Source organism: Salinibacterium sp. dk2585 (genome assembly GCF_008001035.1).
Taxonomy (GTDB): Bacteria; Actinomycetota; Actinomycetes; order Actinomycetales; family Microbacteriaceae; genus Homoserinimonas.
In genome coordinates, this window is record NZ_CP042856.1 from 1,097,531 (window position 1) to 1,115,448 (window position 17,918).

18 protein-coding genes are annotated in these 17,918 nt (G+C 68.0%); 8 read left to right on the plus strand and 10 right to left on the minus strand.

Annotated elements, in window-relative coordinates; genetic code table 11:
- Positions 1-199: 199 nt before the first annotated feature.
- Positions 200-640 carry an Hsp20/alpha crystallin family protein gene (locus FVA74_RS05170; protein ID WP_147720931.1) on the plus strand — a complete coding sequence of 147 codons (441 nt, stop codon included), beginning with the start codon at positions 200-202 and terminating at the stop codon, positions 638-640.
- 38 nt (positions 641-678) lie between these two features.
- On the plus strand, positions 679-975 hold the full coding sequence (locus FVA74_RS05175) for a DUF2277 domain-containing protein (protein ID WP_147720933.1): 297 nt from the start codon (positions 679-681) through the stop codon (positions 973-975).
- Between the two features lie 6 nt (positions 976-981).
- On the opposite strand, the gene FVA74_RS05180 is transcribed toward FVA74_RS05175, so the two are convergent.
- Together FVA74_RS05180 and FVA74_RS05185 are read right to left on the minus strand one after the other, a co-directional pair.
- Positions 982-1,368, minus strand: coding sequence for a hypothetical protein (locus tag FVA74_RS05180; protein ID WP_147720935.1), 387 nt, complete (start codon positions 1,366-1,368; stop codon positions 982-984).
- 74 nt (positions 1,369-1,442) lie between these two features.
- The gene (locus tag FVA74_RS05185) at positions 1,443-2,552 is read right to left on the minus strand and encodes a DNA glycosylase AlkZ-like family protein (RefSeq protein WP_147720937.1); all 1,110 of its coding nucleotides are present in this window, start codon (positions 2,550-2,552) and stop codon (positions 1,443-1,445) included.
- 151 nt (positions 2,553-2,703) lie between these two features.
- On the opposite strand from FVA74_RS05185, the gene FVA74_RS05190 reads away from it, so the two are divergent.
- Complete coding sequence (locus tag FVA74_RS05190) at positions 2,704-3,423, plus strand: DUF1345 domain-containing protein (RefSeq protein WP_168220064.1); 720 nt, start codon at positions 2,704-2,706, stop codon at positions 3,421-3,423.
- A 34-nt stretch (positions 3,424-3,457) separates the two neighbouring features.
- Here the strand turns inward: FVA74_RS05190 and FVA74_RS05195 are convergent, their stop codons facing one another.
- From FVA74_RS05195 to FVA74_RS05205, 3 genes are read right to left on the minus strand one after another with little or no spacing between them, the layout of a single operon-like run.
- Positions 3,458-3,799 carry a hypothetical protein gene (locus FVA74_RS05195; RefSeq protein WP_147720941.1) on the minus strand — a complete coding sequence of 114 codons (342 nt, stop codon included), beginning with the start codon at positions 3,797-3,799 and terminating at the stop codon, positions 3,458-3,460.
- Positions 3,800-3,834: 35 nt separating this feature from the next.
- On the minus strand, positions 3,835-4,059 hold the full coding sequence (locus tag FVA74_RS05200; RefSeq protein ID WP_147720943.1) for a hypothetical protein: 225 nt from the start codon (positions 4,057-4,059) through the stop codon (positions 3,835-3,837).
- A complete protein-coding gene (locus tag FVA74_RS05205; RefSeq protein ID WP_147720945.1) occupies positions 4,056-4,385 on the minus strand; it encodes an ATP-dependent DNA ligase in 330 nt (109 codons plus the stop codon). The genes FVA74_RS05200 and FVA74_RS05205 overlap by 4 nt, the downstream gene beginning before the upstream one ends.
- 253 nt (positions 4,386-4,638) lie before the next feature.
- Here FVA74_RS05205 and FVA74_RS05210 point away from each other — a divergent pair, with 253 nt between their 5' ends.
- Positions 4,639-6,402 (plus strand): glycosyltransferase family A protein, encoded by a 1,764-nt coding sequence (locus FVA74_RS05210; protein ID WP_147720947.1) that lies wholly within the window; start codon positions 4,639-4,641, stop codon positions 6,400-6,402.
- 83 nt (positions 6,403-6,485) lie between these two features.
- Here FVA74_RS05210 and FVA74_RS05215 read toward each other — a convergent pair whose 3' ends face one another.
- Positions 6,486-7,262, minus strand: coding sequence for a Cof-type HAD-IIB family hydrolase (locus tag FVA74_RS05215; RefSeq protein ID WP_370454523.1), 777 nt, complete (start codon positions 7,260-7,262; stop codon positions 6,486-6,488).
- A 127-nt stretch (positions 7,263-7,389) separates the two neighbouring features.
- Between FVA74_RS05215 and FVA74_RS05220 the strand changes: the two genes are divergently transcribed.
- Both FVA74_RS05220 and FVA74_RS05225 read left to right on the plus strand, forming a co-directional pair.
- Positions 7,390-7,806, plus strand: a complete 417-nt coding sequence (locus FVA74_RS05220) for a DUF3151 domain-containing protein (RefSeq protein ID WP_147720951.1) — start codon at positions 7,390-7,392, stop codon at positions 7,804-7,806.
- Between the two features lie 21 nt (positions 7,807-7,827).
- Positions 7,828-8,874, plus strand: coding sequence for a DUF418 domain-containing protein (locus FVA74_RS05225; RefSeq protein ID WP_147720953.1), 1,047 nt, complete (start codon positions 7,828-7,830; stop codon positions 8,872-8,874).
- Between the two features lie 2 nt (positions 8,875-8,876).
- On the opposite strand, the gene FVA74_RS05230 is transcribed toward FVA74_RS05225, so the two are convergent.
- Entirely contained in the window at positions 8,877-10,298 is a 1,422-nt protein-coding gene (locus tag FVA74_RS05230) for an FAD-dependent monooxygenase (RefSeq protein ID WP_147720955.1), read from the minus strand.
- 98 nt (positions 10,299-10,396) lie between these two features.
- Positions 10,397-13,336 carry a DUF2207 domain-containing protein gene (locus FVA74_RS05235; protein WP_147720957.1) on the minus strand — a complete coding sequence of 980 codons (2,940 nt, stop codon included), beginning with the start codon at positions 13,334-13,336 and terminating at the stop codon, positions 10,397-10,399.
- Between the two features lie 112 nt (positions 13,337-13,448).
- On the opposite strand from FVA74_RS05235, the gene FVA74_RS05240 reads away from it, so the two are divergent.
- Both FVA74_RS05240 and FVA74_RS05245 read left to right on the plus strand, forming a co-directional pair.
- Entirely contained in the window at positions 13,449-14,225 is a 777-nt protein-coding gene (locus tag FVA74_RS05240) for an SDR family NAD(P)-dependent oxidoreductase (RefSeq protein ID WP_147720959.1), read from the plus strand.
- 66 nt (positions 14,226-14,291) lie between these two features.
- The gene (locus FVA74_RS05245) at positions 14,292-14,684 is read left to right on the plus strand and encodes a ChaB family protein (RefSeq protein ID WP_147720961.1); all 393 of its coding nucleotides are present in this window, start codon (positions 14,292-14,294) and stop codon (positions 14,682-14,684) included.
- Here FVA74_RS05245 and FVA74_RS05250 read toward each other — a convergent pair.
- Together FVA74_RS05250 and FVA74_RS05255 are read right to left on the minus strand one after the other, a co-directional pair.
- The gene (locus FVA74_RS05250; protein ID WP_147720963.1) at positions 14,681-15,862 is read right to left on the minus strand and encodes an SGNH/GDSL hydrolase family protein; all 1,182 of its coding nucleotides are present in this window, start codon (positions 15,860-15,862) and stop codon (positions 14,681-14,683) included. The two genes, FVA74_RS05245 and FVA74_RS05250, sit on opposite strands and share 4 nt — an antisense overlap.
- Complete coding sequence (locus FVA74_RS05255) at positions 15,862-17,883, minus strand: DUF262 domain-containing protein (RefSeq protein ID WP_147720965.1); 2,022 nt, start codon at positions 17,881-17,883, stop codon at positions 15,862-15,864. Before FVA74_RS05255 ends, FVA74_RS05250 begins: the two co-directional genes overlap by 1 nt.
- Positions 17,884-17,918: the final 35 nt, after the last annotated feature.

Sequence of the window (17,918 nt, forward strand, 5' to 3'; positions counted from 1 at the left end):
TCTCCTCCACTTCCCTGGCCCCGCAAATGGGGCCTGGGTTGGCTCAAGCATCGTCTCCGCGACGTTCGCACGAATAGGGGAATTGGTCCTGCCATGCGATCCCGCCTTCGGCAGCACGGAACGCGGGACCTATGGCTCTACACCGTGCAATGAGCGGCGTTAGCGTGTACGACACCAGTCCCAGATAAGGAGAGCCACCATGGCACGCAACCTAGTTCGATTCGATCCGCTGGCGGAGTTCACCTCCCTTCAGAAGCAGCTCTTCTCCGATGGGTTGTTCGGTCATTCCCGCACGGCAGCGCTGCCGACGACGGACGTCTACACCGAGAACGACAAGCAGTTGACGGTCGAAGTGCACCTGCCCCACTTTTCCGACGAGGATGTGAGCGTCAACGTCGACCAGGGTGCGTTGGTGATTCAAGCGGAGAAGACCGAGAAGGAAACGGACAAGAAGAAGAAGTATGTCGTGCGCGAGAGCGCCACCAGCTTCTATCGAAGGATCATGCTTCCCGAGCAGGCAGACGAGGAGAACGTCAAGGCGAGCTTCCACCACGGGGTGCTCAAAGTGAACGTGCCATTCAAGGAGCTGCCGTCGCCGCGCAAGATTGCCTTGACCAAGGGCGACAAGGAGAGCGAGTAAGACTCGCCTCCGTGCACTGCCAGGAGTATCCTCCTCGCATGTGTCGCAACATCCGGGTGCTCCACAATTTCGATCCGCCGACCACTGACGAAGAGGTCCATGAGGCCGCCCTCCAGTTTGTGCGCAAGGCGAGTGGGTCCACCCACCCCTCGCGCGCCAACGCCGAGGTATTCGAGCGGGCGATCGACGAGATCGCGCAGGCCACGCGACGGCTGCTCGATGACCTCGTGACGAACGCTCCCCCCAAGAGCCGGGAAGCGGAGGCGCTCAAGGGTCGCGCGCGTCACGAGAAGCGCATGGAGCGAGAGGTGCGCATCCGAACCTCCTCGGCGTGAGGGCCGTCAGAACAACAGCGAGACGGACGACGCGATGAACCCGGCCGCGCCCGTGGCCAGCATGACGATGGCCAGCGTCATGAAGATCCGCTCGGCCTGTGAACGCCTGGTGAACGCCACGCGCTCGGGACGCGCGGGGGAGACGTAGCCCGTGACAGTCCAGTCCGGGAGGCGGATGCTGGGGTCGATCGCCTGCGAATAGGTGCGGTCGTCGACGGTCCAGATCGCGACGAGGCGGTGTTCGAGGTCGTCGACCACCGTGACCTGCACGGGTTGCCGCTTGCCGCCAGCCACGCGCAGCACGAGCGCGACCGAGAAGCAGAGAACGCCTACTACCCCGCCGATCCACGACATGAGCTCGCCGATGATGCCGACGGCCTCGGCGGTGGTCATCCTCGGGCGTGAGGGGGACGTGGCGTCAAGGGCGTGCTTTCGAGTCGGTGGCGCGGGATGGGTGCGATCGGAGTCTAATCTGCCGCGTGCGGCCAATCGCTGATGGCCGCATCGATCGCGCGCCGCGTCCGTGCCGGCACCGGCTCCACCAGCTCGATGACAGGCGCTTTGCCCCGCGGCATGCGCCACGTGCCGACGACCACGCCATCGACCAGGATGCCCGGGCGGAACACGCCGTTGTTTCCGGGCACGAGTGCCTCAAGCATCCGCGGGCTTGCGACGAGCGAGCGGTCTGCGTAGCCGAGGATCCACTCGTCGAAGGCCGGTATGAGCGTCACCCCGCTTGCCGCGGCCGGCGCCGGTTCGCCGATCATCCATGCGGGCGCGCCGTCCACCGAGACGGTGACAACGTCGTCGACGGATGCCACGGCGCGGCGCAGCACGCCGAGCGGCAGTTTCGTCCACCACGCCAGGTCGGACTCACTCACGGGACCTCTCGCTGAGACGTAGCCGCGCACCACCGCGGCGAGCGCCGCATCGGGGTCTGCCGGTACGTTCGCGGGGGAGAGGGTGAGCAGTTGCTCGGAGCCGGAGCCGGCGAATGCTCCCCAGTGCACGAGGCCCGCGATCGCGAAGTGGGCGATCAGGTGGTAGCCACGGCCTTCGGTGGTCCCGATGCCCGCGTCTTCCCAACTGGCGAGCACTTCGGCGCGGGTGAGTGGCCGCGAGCCGAGCCCGTCCAGGAGAACCTCGCGGGCGGCGTCGACGACACGATCGTCGAGTCCAAGATCGGTTCGTCGGCGCGCCGCCGCTCGGTGAAGACGCTCACCAGTGAAGTGCAGCAGGGCGGCCAACTGCTCGGGCGTGGTCGCGAAGAGCGTGCCACGCATGGGCCACGAGCGCACGAGTTCTCCGGCTGCGAACGCCGCGCGCACATCGGCGAGGGTCGTGCCCGCACGGGAGCGGATGGCGATCGCCCGCAGCACGCCCGGGAGATCCTGTCCCTGGAGGGCGACGGCACGTCGCACGACCTCGGCGGGGGTGAGGGACGAGCCGCCCAGCAGTTGGGCGTGCCAGCGCATCCGCCGAGCCTGCGCAGCGGTGAGAAGCTCGTCGGCCTCAGCACGGCGCAGCGCTGTCGCACGATTGAGCGCCTCCGCCAGCGGCATGTCGGATCGCGACATCGCGGGTTCCTTCCCAGCCACAGTGCGCTCCTCTTCCGCTCGTTCACAGGCTCGGATGCCGGTCACACTACAGCGGAGGCGGCGTGAGATGCCTGGGGTGCGGCGTTCGTGTAGGCGAATGCGTACAGGGCAGCAGCATAAACTTCTTCTAGTGCTGAACCGTTACGTGAGCGACACCGCGAGAGCCAACTGGAGCTCCCTCATCTCTGCGGTCGTCGGCGCGGGACTTGCCCTCGGCCTCACGGCGATTCGCGGCGACTTGGGCAGGATCGACGCGCTCGCCTTCGGCATCGACGCATACCTGCTCATCTGGCCAGCCTTCGCCGCCATCTACCTCCTGTGGACCCACCGTGCCTACTCCCGCCCTGGCCCGCGCGCCCTCGCGGTGCAGGTCGAGCGTGAGCGTGCGTACCAGGGCAAGTGGTGGTCGACGCTGCTCGGCTACGGCGGCGCATCCAGCTGGACCCTCATGGCCGCGATCGGTGCCGTCGGCGTCACCGTCCTGATCGCGCAGGATGCCTCGTACCGCGGCAACCTGCTCTACGTGGCCTTGGGCCTGCTCTGCGTGGCTGGCTCATGGGCGCTCATGGTCTACGCGTTCGCCCTGCAGTACATGCGCCTCGGCAGCAGCAGTGACCGCGAGCATCCGCACATCGTGATCGGCATCGACGGAGACATCCGCTTCGCCGACTACCTCACCCTCGCGGTGCTCCTGTCGACAATGGCGGCAACGGTCTCCGCCGACATCCGGTCCCGCGAGGCGTGGGGGCTCGTGCGCACCAACGTGCTCTTCGCGTTCACCTTCAACTCGGTCATCGTCGCAATGGTCGTCTCGCTGCTGCTCGGCGGTCTCGTCAGTCCCGGGCCATAGCTCGCGGAGCCGCATCCCAACGGTGTGGCAGGGCCTACGCTTCGAGGTCGAAGTCGTCGTAGTAGCTTGGCGCGGTCTGGTCGCTGGGGCTCACGAGGCTAGGGGTTCCGAGCCGCTTCATCTTCGCCCGCATCACCCTCACCGCCTCAGTGTTGTCCGGTTCCGCCATCGAGGTGTGGGTCGTCTCAGCCATCAGCGCGGAGCCTTGGTTCAGCACGAAGGTGGCATCCACCTCGTCAGCATCCGCCCCGAAGCACCGCAGCGTCACAGTATCGGCCGTGCCGTACTGGCCCAGCAGGGCGCTGTACTCCATCAGGACATCAGCCGCCTCGTCGCCCATCAATAGGGACTTCTCCGAGTAGGTGACATGCTTCACGATTGGCTTCTTCCTTTCAGCTGCCGAAGGTGCGGTCAGAGCGCTTCTTCGCCCGACGAGGGCTCGACGATCAGCGCGATCGACGTGGAGGGACCGACGAAGACCTCGGCCGTCCTTGGGGCACCCTCGCCCTCGTTGACCCTCACCCAGCGCGGTCGTCCAGAGCTGACCGCCTCCTCGATGGACGACTTCAGCCGGTCGAGGTCCTCCGCGGCGACCGAATACTGCATGCCGTCGTAGATCACGAGAACGCGCTTCATTCCTGTTCCTCCGCCGCATCAGGGAGTCGAACGTCTGGCTCCGGTATCAGTCTCAGTCCGCCCGGTGTATTCGCCGTCAGCATGAGCGCGTCGATCCACGAGCGGTTGATCGACGGCGGGCGGCCCCCCGTGAACTTGAAGTAGAGCGGGATCGCGGGATGGATCCACAGCGAGCCCCGGCCGTCCCCGATGTCCTGCGCATTCGTCCAGGTGAAGAAGAACGACTCCTTTCGTCGGAGCTTCGCGCCCATCACCACCTGAAGATGCGCCAGCACCCGGTCATCGAAGTCGATATGCGTCGTCGAATCGTAGGTCAACCGGCCCATGAAGACTCCGCAATGAAGTGCATGGCCTCAGCCATCGTCGAGCACTCTGCCCGGGTGCCCGCGCGTGGCGCGAGCATGAGCACCGACAACCGCCCCGGCTTCCGCTCCTCCACGTAGGCCAGGACGCAGTGCCGGTGTGCCGGTCCCAGCTCGACACTCGCGACTCTCCACGAGTGCTCGTCGAGCGCTACGACGTCCAGCTGTGCTGGACGCAAAGCTTCCGTCAGCATGTCAAGACCTCCTGAGGCGTCCGATGCCCAAGAGGGTAAGGAGTCCTGTCGTTCGGCGTCAGGGATTGAAATCTGTGGAACGAGAGAGTATTTGGAGTGCCCTGCCGTTCCGCTGTCTCGTCGCCTGCAGGCGAGTCTCGTGGGACGAATCTCGGCGTTCTGCCCAGTGTGCAGGAAACGGCCTCGGAGGTACGTTCGGGCATGTGCGAGCGAGCGTTGTGGTTCCGGTATTCAATCCGGGGCCGGGTCTAGAGACCCTCATCGAGTCCTTCGATGCCCAGACGCTGAAGCCTGACGAGTTCGAGGTGATCCTGTGCGACGACGGGTCTGACGAGGCGACGCGCCGTCGGCTCGCCGAGATCACCGCCACGCGAGCAAACGTCCGCGTGCTCACGCTCGCACACACGGGTTGGCCGGGGACGCCTCGCAACCACGGCATCGATGCCGCCCGCGGCAGATACGTGTTCTTCTCCGACCAGGACGACGTGATGTTCGAGCGGGCGCTCGAACAGCTCTGCGACTACGCCGATCGCCACTCTTCCGATGTTGTCATCGGCAAGGTCGTGGGGATTGGGCGCCGGATTCCGCGGGCCATCTTCCGCCGCGATATCCCCAGGGCGACGCTAGGGAAAGACCCCATCCTCGAGTTGCTCACGCCCCACAAGCTGTTCAGGATGTCCTTCCTCCGTGAGCACAACATCCGCTTTCCCGACGGTCGGGTGCGCTTAGAGGATCACCTTTTCGTCATGCAGGCGTACTTCAGCGCGCGCACGATCTCGGTTCTCGCGACGGAACCCTGCTACGGCTGGGTCAAGAACCAAGGCAGCGCCAGTTCGTCGCGAATCGACCCCGCCACGTACTTTCCCCATCTGGAGAGGGTCCTCGACCTGGTGGAGGACAAGACAGCACCCGGCTCCTTGCGGGACACCCTGTTTCGTCACTGGTATCGCGGCAAGATCCTGAAGCGCCTCGATGGAGCGCGCATGGTTGCGTACCCTGAGGTCTACCGCGAGGCGTTCCTCGACGCCGTTATTCCCATCGCCCGCCAACGATTTGGCCCTGGCGTCGAGAAGGGCCTCGCCTTCCCGTTGAGGATTCGTTCGAGGTTCTTGAAGGAAGGACGACGCGCCGAGTTATTGCGTCTTGCCGAGTTCGAGGCCGGTCTCGAATGCCGAGCTGAAGTGATCTCCGCACGTTGGACACGGGGCGGAACCCTCACGCTGGAGATCCGGGTGCGCGTATTGCGGGACGGGCAGGATGCGCTCACCTTCACTCCCCGCGAGGTGGCACGCGTCCGTCCCTCGTCGTCGATGACACGCGCAGCGATCTGGCAGCCGCCGCCGGGGGTCGAGCAGAGCGCGCTCACAGAGCGCGACCTCGACGCGAGCAGGGACCTGCGATCGGACTGGGTGGAATTGCGTTTGCTTGACAGCATCGAACGAGCCGAATACCTGGTCCCGGGCCGGGCTCGCGTGAGTTCAGGGCTCGCAAGGGCAACGCTCGACCCGATCCGTGTCTTCAGCCGAAGGGATACATCCAGCGGTGGGCGCCTCGTCGCCAGCGTCCGACGCGCCGGTTGGACCTTCGAGACGCCGCTGCGAGCAGACCCAGCGGTTCTCGCTGACGCCGCCGGGTCTCCGTTCCTCGCAGGGCACAGGTGCTGGCTGGCGCTTCACAGCGACGGCACGCTTGAACTCCGCCGTGATGTTGGAGGCGGACAGCTCAGGGAGTTCGTCGCGCGTGCGGCTCGCCGCGCTGCACGAGCACTGCGACGCGTCGCGCGGTAGCAAGGCACGATTCCGTCGGGCAGGTGGCAGGACGATGCCGCGTGCTGGGGCACGTCTCACGCTGGCGGCGACTGTCTCCGTCGTCAGATGTTCAGCAGGTGGGCGAGCGCCGTGACGACGCCGTGCTCCTGGTTGCTCGGCGCGAGGTAGCGCGCGTTATCGCGGACCGCCGGGTGTGCGTTGGCCATGGCGAACGACCACTCCGCGGCATCCAGCATCTGGAGGTCGTTGAGGTAGTCGCCGAAGACGGCCGTCTGCTCGGGTGTGATGCCGGAGGACTCCTGCAGCGCGCGCAGGCCGCGGCCCTTGTCGACGCCGTCGTTCATGATGTCGACCCAGTGCTTGCCAGAGACGACGACCTGATGGGTCTCGCCGAGGTTGCGGAAGGTCGTGCTCGCGGTGCTCTCCGCATCCACGTCGTCGAAGGTCGCCAGCTTGAGCACCTCGTCGGTGACCTCGGTCAGGTCGGCGACGGTCTCCAACCGGGCGTAATACTTCTGCGCCTCGGCGAGGAAGGTCGGCTCGGTGCGTTCGACATAGGCACTTTGGAGGCCGCAGACGACGAGGCCGAGCTCCCTCTCGCTCGCTCGCACGGTGTCGATCACCTCACGAACCGTGCTGGCGTCCATCGACGTGGACGAGAGCACCTTCCCATCCCGCACGACGAGGTTGCCGTTCTCAGCGATGTAGGTCAGCTCACCATCAATGCGTGAGAACACCTTCTTGAGCGCCGCATACTGGCGGCCACTCGCGGGAACGAAGGCGATGCCGCGCGACCGCATGACCTCCAGGAGCGGCCAGAAGGAATCGGGTACCGCGCCGTCATCCGTCAGCAGCGAGCCGTCCATGTCGCAGACCACGAGGCGGATGTCGTGCGGCCCGCTCGGAATTGAACTCCAGGGAGTGGGCCTCGTCGTGTGCTTCTCGTTCGGGATTGGATCCTCCTGCCGTCGCCCTTCAAGGCTAGCGCTCGGCTAGCGTTGACCCATGCCCACGAACCTTCTCGGCCCCGAGCCGACCCTGCTGCCAGAAGAGCCCGAAGTGCTTGAGTCGATCGCCGACGCTGACTTCGCGGCATCCGATGTCGCGATGGCCCACCCGACGTCATCCCTCGCGTGGGCGCTCCTCGCCGATGAGGCCTTCGAGGCGGGCAAGACTCTCGAGTCCTACGCCTTCGCACGGGTCGGCTACCACCGCGGCCTCGACGCGCTGCGCCGGTCCGGATGGAAGGGCCAGGGCCCCATCCCGTGGTCGCACGAGCCCAACAGGGGAGTGCTTCGCGCGCTCTTCGCCCTGCAGCGCGCCGCCGACGCGATCGGCGAAGAGGACGAGGTCGAGCGCTTGGCCACGTTCCTCGACGACTCCGACCCCGGCGCGGCCGAGAAGATCCGCAGCGGGGAATAGCGGGCCGCACCCGGCCGGGCCATGCGAGCACCCGACACGCGCATCCGGGGCCTCGACATCGCGCGAGGTGTCGCCGTGCTGGGCATGTTCACCGCCCACACGATCTCGGTCAGTGAGCCGTCGGGAGTCTTTGTCGTGCTCGACGAGCTTTCGGGTGGCACCAGGCCACGGATGCTGTTCGCCCTGGTCGGCGGCATCTCTCTCGGCCTGTTCGTGGCGGGGACTCCACGGGTGCGAGTGCGCCTGCAGGTCGCCATCCGCGGCATCCTGCTGCTCGCGCTCGGCCTGCTGCTCCAATCGTTCTTCTCGGGCGTCAGCGTCGTCATCGACGAGTGGGGGCTGCTCTTCCTCCTGATGGTTCCGCTGCTCATCGTGCCGAGCCGGTGGCTGCTGCTCGGCGCCTCTGCCCTCATGCTCGTCGGGCACATAGCGATCGCTGCGGGTGTGGGGCGGATGCCGTACGCGAGTGACGGTGGAGTACCGCGCGCCGTCTTGGAGCAGGCGCTGAGCTGGACGTTCACCGGCGACTACCCGCTCGTCACGTGGCTGCCCTCGGTCATCGGCGGCTATCTCCTGGCCCGTGCCGACATCACCCGGCCCGCGACGCAGGGCTGGATGGGCGGCCTCGGTGCCGCAGCATTCCTGCTGGGACTCGTGCTGACGCCCGCGCTCGACCCCTCGGCCGACCCTGAGGCCTGGCCTGCCACGCTGGCCCTGCAGCTCTCGGCCCTCGGTGCCGCGGCCGTCGTCGTCGCCATGCTGGTGTGGGCCACCTCGCCGCGGGCCGGTGCCCCTGGCAGGCTGGCCGGCGCCATCCTGTACCCCCTCGCCGCCGCGGGCGCCATGCCCCTCACGGTCTACACGGCGCACGTGCTCGCCCTCGCAGCCTGGTACCTTATCGACCCTGCCGGGTGGGCCCCGGATGCCACGACCTGGATGATCTTCACGGTCGTGACGCTCGTCGTCGCCCCCGTGTGGAGGAAGACGATCGGGCAGGGGCCGCTCGAGTGGCTGCTTGCCTTCCTCAGCGGGCGGAAGGGGTTCGTGCCTCGGCTTCGCGCGAACTGAGCTCAGGCGGCGGGCGCGCCGAACCAGCGGCCGAGGTGTTCGGGGAGTTCGGCCCCGTCATCACCTGCCCATGCGACGTATCCGTCGGGTCGCAGCAGCACGGCCGGAGCGCCGAGTTCGTCGCAGCGCTCAGGCACGTGGTCGACGCGGTCGGCCCAGCCAGTGACGGAGCACCGGCCGGCGGGGTCAATGAGCAGACCGCGTGCCCCGCGCATCCGCTCGTAGAGCCTGCCGTCGCCCAGAGGCATGTCGCGCAGGTGGGTGCCGACAAGGCGGTGCTGGCCCGGCTCGTAACGCACATCGACGCCCGTGACCTTCTCGGTGAGCGTGCGGTTCACCTCGCCGATCTCGATGAGTTGCGCAAGGAGCCGACGTACCGCCCGGGCTCCCGGCTCGAGTGACATGAGTTCCATCTGGGCGCGGGTGTTGTCGAGCACAGCGGATGCCACGGGCCGCCGTTCGCGCTCGTAGCTGTCGAGCAGCCCATCCGGCGCCCGGCCGAGCACCTCGGCGGCGAGCTTCCACCCGAGGTTGGCGGCATCCTGCAGCCCAAGATTGAGTCCTTGCCCGCCGACGGGAGGGTGCACGTGCGCGGCATCTCCCGCGAGCAGCACCCTGCCGACGCGGTAGCGCGCGGCGAGTCGGGTGCCGTCACCGAAGCGTGAGAGCCAGCGAGGGGAGTGTGCGCCGAAGTCGGTGCGGGCGGCATGCCGCATCGCCTCCTTGAGGTCATCGAGGCTCGGCGGCACCGAGCGATCCCGTGCCACCTCGCGCGCCGGCGCCACGACGCGGTAGTAGCCGTCGCCGATCGGGCCCGCGCCGAAGCGGAGCTGCGTTGTGCGCACCTCCGCGACGGTCGCCATGATCTCGGCGAGCGGTGCGCTGAGCGCCACCTCGGCGAGGAGGGTGTCGTTTCGGCTCGGTTCGCCGACGAAGTCGACGCCAAGGATCCCTCGCACCCGGCCGCGCCCGCCGTCGCATCCGACCACGTAGCGAGCCCGGAGGGAGGAGGCATCCGCGAGCTCGACCGTCATCTCGTCGTCGTCCTGCCGCAGGCCGACGACCTCGCACCCGCGCCGCAGTTCGACGCCGAGTTCCTCGGCCCGCTCGAGCAGGATGCGCTCCGTGACCGTCTGTGGGATGGCCAAGACGTAGGGGTGCGCAGTGTCGAGCTTGGGTGCGGGTGCCGTGAGCGCCGCGAAGAACCCGCCGAGCGGGTACGTCTGGCCCAACGGGAGCATGCGCTCCAGGAGGCCGCGCTGCCCCATGAGCTCGATGCTTCGGACGTGCAGGCCGAGCGCCCTCACAATCGTGGTCGGCTCGGGATCCCGTTCCAGTACGAGTGCCTCGACGCCCTGCAGTGCGAGCTCGCATGCCAGCATCACCCCGGTCGGCCCGCCACCGACCACAATCACATCGTGCATCGCATCCCCTTCGCTCGGCGAATGATCTTGCACCAGCGAGGGGGTCTTGCGGCAAGTCCCCACTGCCGCAGTACCATGGAAATGCGGGGGAAGCGCGGTTATCCCCGCTTGCGCCGCCGAGTGAGAATCAGAGCCATGACGGCGGCTGCGAGGCCCGCAAGCATCGGGAGCGCAATCGAGCCGAACGCGGGATGATCGCTCGCCATATCGATCGTCGCCCAGAAGCACAGGATGAGCGCCCCGAGCGCCGCAGCGGGGGCGAGCCACCGGATCATGTCCCGCAGCAGGCCCGGGCGGCGGGCCTTCTCGCGCAGCGATCCCCTCGCGAGGGTAAGCAGCCCGAGGCCGACGGCAATGACCGAGAGTGCCCCGACCAGCGCCGTCGGCATGTTCTTCTCCGCCTCGATCTGGTCGAGCGCCGAGGCGTCGGGCCCGGCGAAGGTTCCCTCCGGGAAGTCGAGGATCGTGCCGAGGTCGGTCCAGCCGAGGCGCGAGGGGTAGCTGCCGTGCTCACCATGGCGGAGCTCCAGTAGGTACACCCGAGTGCCCTCCTCGCTGCGTGACGTCGTGTCCTCCGTGACGCTGCCCGGCTCGGGAGCGTCATCTCCGTAGTGGTCGAGGCGTGCGACGGTGCCGAAGGGGATGGGCGCCTCCATCCACTCCCGTACGACCTCGGAGGTGTCGGGGTCTTTCGTCAGCCAACCGCCGTCACGCATGAGTTCTTCGAGCCCCTGCGGGATGCGCAGTTCCAGCGTGAACGGCTCGAGTTCGCCGTCCTGGTCCCACCCGTAGTCGTACTCCCAGCCCTCGACCAGCGCGGCCCATCGCACGCGTTCGACGCGGTCGCCACTGACAGCATCCGCCGCCGTGGCTGCGGAGGTATAGCGGTAGTCGATGCGCACCTCGTGCTCACCGCTCATGACCTCGACCATGCGCGTCACGACGTAGGTGTCGTCGCCGTCGAGGCCCGTGTCGAAGGGCACCGCTGTGCCGTCCACCGTCACGCGCTCGATCTCGAGTCCGAGGTCCTGGCCATCGTGCATGCGGGGCCACTGGTGCATGTACTGGGGCGGATGCCGCATGCTGTCGTCGAAGTCGACGAGGGCCGTCTGGCTCACCTCGAGCACGGCCCGGTCGTCCGCGCTGCGACTCAACTCGGCGCTCGCCTCAAAGGAGCGCACGGTGTGACCCCACGTACCGGGCAGGTCGCCCTCGTACATGAGGGCATCCGGCTCGCGCTCGTACGGGCTCGTCATTGTGCTCGCGATGGCGATCGAGCCGCCAACGAGTGCGAGGGCGAGCAGGCGCACGAGGATGCGAGCCGGCGAGAGGTAGCCGACGGGGTCCGGTTCGCGCTCGGCCGCGTCATCCGGAGCCGTCGCCTCCTGCGCGGCGAGCTCGCCGACCCGGCGCGCGGTCGCACGGGGAGCACCGAAGAGCACGACGTAGGGGAGCAGCCTGTCGCGTGTCGTCGTGCGGTCGAGGAGCTGCGTGCGCTCGGCGTAGACCTCGATGCCGCGCAGGTGCTGCCGAACGAGCGCGCCCTTCTCCGTGAGCGGCCGCGCCGAGAGCGCGATCGCGAGCACGATGATCGCGATCGCCGAAGACGCGAGCACGAAGGCAACAGGCCACCACACGATCGCGAGCGTCGCCTGGTGCGAGAGCTGGCGCACGAGCCCCCACTGCACGATCGTCAGCGCGATGGGCGCGGCGATGAAGAGGTCGCGCACGAAACCGCGCGGGATGCGCCGCAGGCCCCTGGTGAGCTGCTCACGGCGTTCCCGGGCGGTCAGGTATCGCGTCAGCGCCCGCGGCAGGTCGCCCACGCGGCCGGCTCGCCGCGCCACCTGTGCGACCCGCACCCGCCTGCGACTCTCGAGGGCCTCCGCGAGCTCCATCGTGCGAGGCGTGCGCAGGATCTGCGCGGCGAGACGCGGTGACACCGTGTGCGGAGGCTCCGCCTGCGCGGTGAACCACGGACGCCCCCGCTCATCGCCCCACGCGACGGCGCGTGCCGCGAGCGCGAACAGGAGTGTGACCGCGAGGAAGGCCAGCGGCGCGAGCGGGCCGAAGGTCTGCACCCACCAGAGGGTGGACTTCGGCGGCATCGTGAAGGTGTCGGCCTCGAAGGACATCGTGAACCACGCGCTCGAGTGCGGCGGCATGTTCTGCTCGTTGGTGAAGTTGTAGACCGCGGTGCCGGGCGGGGCATCCGCCTCTGCCTCGATCCAGTCGCTCGCCGACAACAGTGTCCACGCGAGCCCGCCGCGCGGCTGCCGCAGTAGCCGCTCGTCGAGTTCCTCGGGCAGCGTGACCGTCACGTCGAGTGCCGCGAATCCCTGCGGCCACGACGGCCCGAACACGTCCCACTCGAGCATGTCGATCGGCGCACCCGACGCCTCATCCGTCGTCTGGTAGGCGAGATGGTGCAGCGTGTACTCGAGCACGTACTGGTGGTCGCCCGTCAGCTCCTGATCGCCCATCATCGAGAGCCGAACCTGATCGGGCGTCGCGCTGCGCCGCACCTCGATGGGGGCGCCATCGAGGGTCGCGCGGATGTCGCTGGGCGCGAGGTCGTGTCCCTGGTAGTTGCTTGCGAGCACGCGTTCGATGCCGCGCTCGGTCACGTCCTCCGGGAAGAGTGCGTCGATCGTCTCGACAACCTCGGCACGCACGGTGCCGTTGGGCGCGCGGGTGATCGTGTAGTCGACGTCGAACTTGCGGGCGATCCAGGTCTCGGTCACGGAGGATGCCGAGGAGGTGATGTCCTCGAGCTCCATGGGCTTGTTGATGACGGGGCCGAACATGAGCACGAGGCCCGCGACCCCGACCATGGCCCAGAAGGCACGGATGCTGTACTGCAGCTTCTTGCCGCCGTGCGAACGCAGCCACGCCTCGAGCGAGAGCAGCGCCGCGGAGAGGAACGCCCAGACGGGTGTGTGCCTGGGGGCATCGTCGGGAATCCGCTCGGCACCATCCTGGAGGGATTCGTCGCCATCCTGAAGGGGGTCGTCGACTGGCGGACGGTCGTGTGGCACGCGTGCAGTCTAGCCATGCGCCCGCGAGTGCCCAGGCAGCCGCGCGCACAGCGTGCGAGTACCCTGAACATCGCGCGACCGTGCGCTCACCAGGATGCTGCAAGGGGCCAGGATGACCGACAACACTCGACGCGGCGTGCTCGTCACAGGAGCCTCGAGGGGCCTCGGACGGGCCACCGCCATTGCGTTCGCTGCTGCGGGCGACCGGGTCGCGGTGCACTACGCGAACAGCCGTGCCGCGGCGGAGGAGACCCTCGCGCTGCTGGCGGGCGAGGGCCACGCTGTCGTGGCGGGTGACCTCGCGGACGCCGAGGAAGCCCGCGGCATCGTCGACCGCGCCGTCGCGGGCGTCGGCCCCCTGGACGTGCTCGTCAACAACGCGGCCGACGGCCCCTCGCTCGACAACCAGCACCCGATCGACGAGGGCGACTGGGAGGCGTGGCGCAGCGCCTGGGAGGGGATGACCCGCACCAACCTCCTCGGCCCCGCCCACCTCACGTGGGCCTTCGCCCGGCACCTCATCGAGCGGGAGGCTCCCGGGGCGATCGTCAACGTGGGGTCACGGGGCGCGTTCCGCGGTGAACCCGACTACCCCGCCTACGGCGCCACGAAGGCAGCCCTGCACGCTCTCGGGCAGTCGATTGCACCGCGGCTCGCGCCGCACGGCATCTCCGTGGCATCCGTCGCCCCGGGCTTCATCGCCACAGAGCGACAGGCAGCGAAGCTCGACGGCCCCACCGGCGACGCCCTCCGCGCGCAGAGCCCCTTCGGCCGTGTCGGCACGCCGGAGGAGATCGCCGAGGCGATCGTCTACCTTGCCTCGCCCGGGGCCGTGTGGGCATCCGGCGCCATCCTCGACCTCAACGGGGCCTCCCACTTCAGGATGTGACGCTCTCGGGCAATACAGAGGTGACGCTCCTACCGTCGCGACACAAGCGGCACAAGGAGGATACGGATGCCGGGATCACAGGAACTTCCCTCGACCCTCGAGCGCTCACCGAAGCACGCGCAGCAGATCTGGATCAAGGCCCACGACTCGGCCGTGGAGAGCTACGGCGAAGGCGAACGCGCCCACCGCACCGCCTTCTCGGCCCTTAAGCACGAGTACGAGAAGGTCGGCGACCGCTGGGAGAAGAAGTCATCGAGTGGCCCCTCCGACACCAAGGCATCGGGCGGGCGCGGCTCGAAGGGCGACACCAAGGGCGGTGTCAACGCCAACGCGACCAAGGAGCACCTCTACGACGTCGCCAAGCGCCTCGACGTGCCCGGCCGCTCCCGCATGAACAAGGACGAACTCGTCGACGCGATCCAGAAGGCCAACGACCGCGAGACGCGCAGGAGCCGTTAGACGCTTTCGGGCGCCAGCGGCCCTCCGTCGCCGAACGCGAGCCTCGCGAAGCGCTCGCCCATGAAGGCATGGGTCGCGGCGTCGGGGTGGAGTGCATCGGGAAGCGGGAACTCCGTGGCATCCGCTTCGCCGTAGAGTTCCCTGCCGTCGAGGTAGAACAGGTGCGGATCGCTGCTGCGGCGCTCGGTCACAACCCTCTCGATCTCGCGCCGGATGACGGTGAGCGTGAGCTTGCCCTGCGCGACCTCGGCGGGATCGCCCGTCGCACGGAAGCGCATGTCGCCGTCCTTCAGCGCTTCCAAGTCGAAGGCGCCCGGACCGGGGGTGTCTTCGTGGATCTCGCAGAAGATCGGCGACATCACCAGCAGGGGCGTCGTGGGATGCCCGTCGCGCACGGTGTCGAGGAAGCCGTGGAGCGCCGGACCAAACGCCCGCAAGCGCATGAGGTCGGCGTTCACGACGTTGATGCCGAACTTCAGGCTGATGAGATCGGCGGGCGCATCGCGGATGGTGCGAGCCACGAAGGGATCAAGCAGCGCGCTGCCGCCGAAGCCCAGGTTGCGCAGTTCAACACCGCCCAGTCTCGCCGCGACGGCGGGCCAGATTCCCGTCGGGTGGGCGGCATTCGAGCCGTGGCTGATCGAACTGCCGTGGTGCACCCAGAGCGGGCGATCGGATGTCGCGCGCGGCAGGACCTCCGCATCGGCGCGGAGTGCCACGATCGAGACGTTCTCGATGTGCGGCAACCACAGTTCGACATCCTTCATCCCGGCGGGAAGCGCGTCGAAACGCGCGGTGAAGGGCGGCCCGTCGTCGACGGCGCTCGTGCCGGTCGCAAGGTCGATCGTGACGAGCGTTCCACCGGAAGTGACGGCGTGGGCATGCCGCTCGCCGTCGATCACCAGGTCGACGATGCCGTCCGCGCGGGGAGGAACGCCGGCGTAGGTTGTGCGCGAGCGCAGGAGGTCGAGCTCGATGTGGGTCGCTTCCGAGCGGAACGCGATGCGCACACCGGATGCCTGCGCCTCCACCATGGCCAGTTGCGGGTCTGCGCACTGGGCGCGCGCCCACGCGGGCAGGCGGTGCGGCACGAGTCCGCGCTCGGTGCGCACGATCTCGGCGGCCCCGACGATCAAGTCATCGGTGAGAGGGATTGTGCGGAGGGGCGCTGCCGTCATCACATCACCTCGCCGATGTAGGAGTACTTGACGAAGACCTCGGACGCGATGCCCGCCTCTTCCAGCAGGCCCTGCAGTGCCGTCAGCATGTACTTGGAGTCCCAGCCCATGTAGATGAAATGGTCCGCATCGATCTGGTCCCAGTGGCCCGTCCACGCCTGCTCGTCGAAGATGGGGCCGCCGCGCTGCTCCGTGAACGCGATGACGGCTGCCCGGTCATCCGCCCACAGGCGCTTGAAGACACGGTTGAAGAGGTACTTGACGTCGTAGACCTCCCAGTGCTCGCCGCGATACTCGACGTACTCGAACTCGCGCTCCCAGCCGCGCGGCCAACCGCTGCGGCGCTGCGCGTCGAGGATCGGCGTGAGGCCGTCGTCGTCGATGCCGACCTCCGGTGCGGTGGGCCAGATGCGCAGGAACTCGGAGGTCAGGGCCGCCGTGCGCTCACCGATGGCCGCCGTGCCCCAGCCGGGCAGCTCGGCGAGGTCCCGCGAGATACCGACCGCGCTTGCGCCGTAGACGGCGCGTTTCTGCGGGAACGGCGCCTCCATGCCGCGTTCCGCGAGATCTTCCTCGAGCAGCGTCAGGTTGCCGATCGTCGGGGCGAGGGCGCGGTGGCTGTTCTGCTCGTCCTCGCTCAGTTCGGCCCAGCTGCGCTCGCCGTCGCCCGTCCACGCATCGCCAGGGGCAAGCGGCAGCACGTGGTCGACATCGAGTCCCTCCGTGCTGTCGACCCCTGCGATGCGACCCAGCACGTAGGCGGGGTGGGGGAGCGCCCCGTACTTCAGGGCGACCCGCACTCGGGCATCCGATGGCGTGACGCGGGCGATCGCGCGCAGCAGCTGCTCCGTGCCCTCAAGCCGCGCGCGGCACATGCGCGCGACGAGGCGCTTGGTGCTGAGGCCGATGACCGAGCGGCGCAGGAGGAGCGATTGCAGGCGCTCCAGCACCTCGATGAGCTCTTCCTTGCTCGCGGTGCCGCGCGAGTAATCGCGGTAGGCCTGCATCGCGAGCGGGAACATGCCCCGGCCGAAGGTGCCGAGGTAGGAGAGGTGGCGCGAGACCGTCGCATCCGCCTCGGACTCTGGATGCAACAGGGTGCGGTAGATCTCCGAGAACTCCCGCCACTCGGTCGCCCTGGCCCGCAGCGTATCGACGTCGAGCCGGGGGAACTCGTGTCGGAAGGCGTCATAGACCGCGCGCGGGATCGCGGTGTCGACCTCGCGCCCCGTCGTCGCGATCAGGTAGTGCCGCCAGAACTCGCCGATCGTCGTGCCCGTGTTGCGCTCGATCGGCAGCCAGAACTCGTCTTCGATCTCGCTCTGCTCGGCGTGTGTCAGCCCCATGAGCACGTAGTTGTGGATGAGCTCGTGGTCACGCAGGGGCGCGCCCGTCGAGTTCAGGCTCTCGAAGATCTGCTGCGCGTTCGCCTCCTCGTGGAGGGCGATCGCGACATGCTCGAGGCGCTGCAAGCCGCGCCAGATGCGGGGAACCTCACTCGCGGGGATCTGGCTGCGGAAGAAGGCGTAGTTGTCGTCGAAGCGTGAATCCCGCAGCTCGGCATCCGCCCCACGCCGGTCGAGCACGACACTCTCGAAGACCTGCGCCCACTCGCGGTGGGGCCGCAGCTTGGTGCGGTTCGGGTCGTCCGCCCTCGCGAGCACAGCGCGCAGCTTCTCGGCAAGCGTCACGTCTCCCGTGAGCTCCGGATGCTGCAGCACGGCGTGGTGAAGGGCCGCGACCAGCAGCATGAGGGTCGTGATGCGCTGCTGCCCGTCGATCAGCACGAGCTCGCGCGAATCACCGTCATGGCTCGCCGACGAGAGAATCGAGCCGATGAAGTGGTGGTGGCCGTCGCGGGAGTCTGCGACCGCACGGATGTCTGCCAGCAGCTGTTCGCATCCGTCGATGTCCCAGCGGTACTGGCGCTGGTAGACGGGAACGACGATCGTGGTGGCGGGATCTGAGAGCCAGCGCATCGTGTTGACCGCGGTGGCATCGACATTCGTGGCTGTGGTCATCGCCTCCGAGTCTATTCACCCCCGGATGTTAGGCT

Coding starts and splice junctions, on each gene's coding strand:
- FVA74_RS05225 (WP_147720953.1), top strand. CDS start 7,828: ATGCGAGCACCCGACACGCGCATCCGGGGCCTCGACATCGCGCGAGGT.
- FVA74_RS05170 (WP_147720931.1), top strand. CDS start 200: ATGGCACGCAACCTAGTTCGATTCGATCCGCTGGCGGAGTTCACCTCC.
- FVA74_RS05245 (WP_147720961.1), top strand. CDS start 14,292: ATGCCGGGATCACAGGAACTTCCCTCGACCCTCGAGCGCTCACCGAAG.
- FVA74_RS05180 (WP_147720935.1), bottom strand. CDS start 1,368: ATGACCACCGCCGAGGCCGTCGGCATCATCGGCGAGCTCATGTCGTGG.
- FVA74_RS05250 (WP_147720963.1), bottom strand. CDS start 15,862: ATGACGGCAGCGCCCCTCCGCACAATCCCTCTCACCGATGACTTGATC.
- FVA74_RS05175 (WP_147720933.1), top strand. CDS start 679: ATGTGTCGCAACATCCGGGTGCTCCACAATTTCGATCCGCCGACCACT.
- FVA74_RS05230 (WP_147720955.1), bottom strand. CDS start 10,298: ATGCACGATGTGATTGTGGTCGGTGGCGGGCCGACCGGGGTGATGCTG.
- FVA74_RS05210 (WP_147720947.1), top strand. CDS start 4,639: ATGCCCAAGAGGGTAAGGAGTCCTGTCGTTCGGCGTCAGGGATTGAAA.
- FVA74_RS05220 (WP_147720951.1), top strand. CDS start 7,390: ATGCCCACGAACCTTCTCGGCCCCGAGCCGACCCTGCTGCCAGAAGAG.
- FVA74_RS05255 (WP_147720965.1), bottom strand. CDS start 17,883: ATGACCACAGCCACGAATGTCGATGCCACCGCGGTCAACACGATGCGC.
- FVA74_RS05185 (WP_147720937.1), bottom strand. CDS start 2,552: ATGTCGCGATCCGACATGCCGCTGGCGGAGGCGCTCAATCGTGCGACA.
- FVA74_RS05205 (WP_147720945.1), bottom strand. CDS start 4,385: ATGGGCCGGTTGACCTACGATTCGACGACGCATATCGACTTCGATGAC.
- FVA74_RS05240 (WP_147720959.1), top strand. CDS start 13,449: ATGACCGACAACACTCGACGCGGCGTGCTCGTCACAGGAGCCTCGAGG.
- FVA74_RS05200 (WP_147720943.1), bottom strand. CDS start 4,059: ATGAAGCGCGTTCTCGTGATCTACGACGGCATGCAGTATTCGGTCGCC.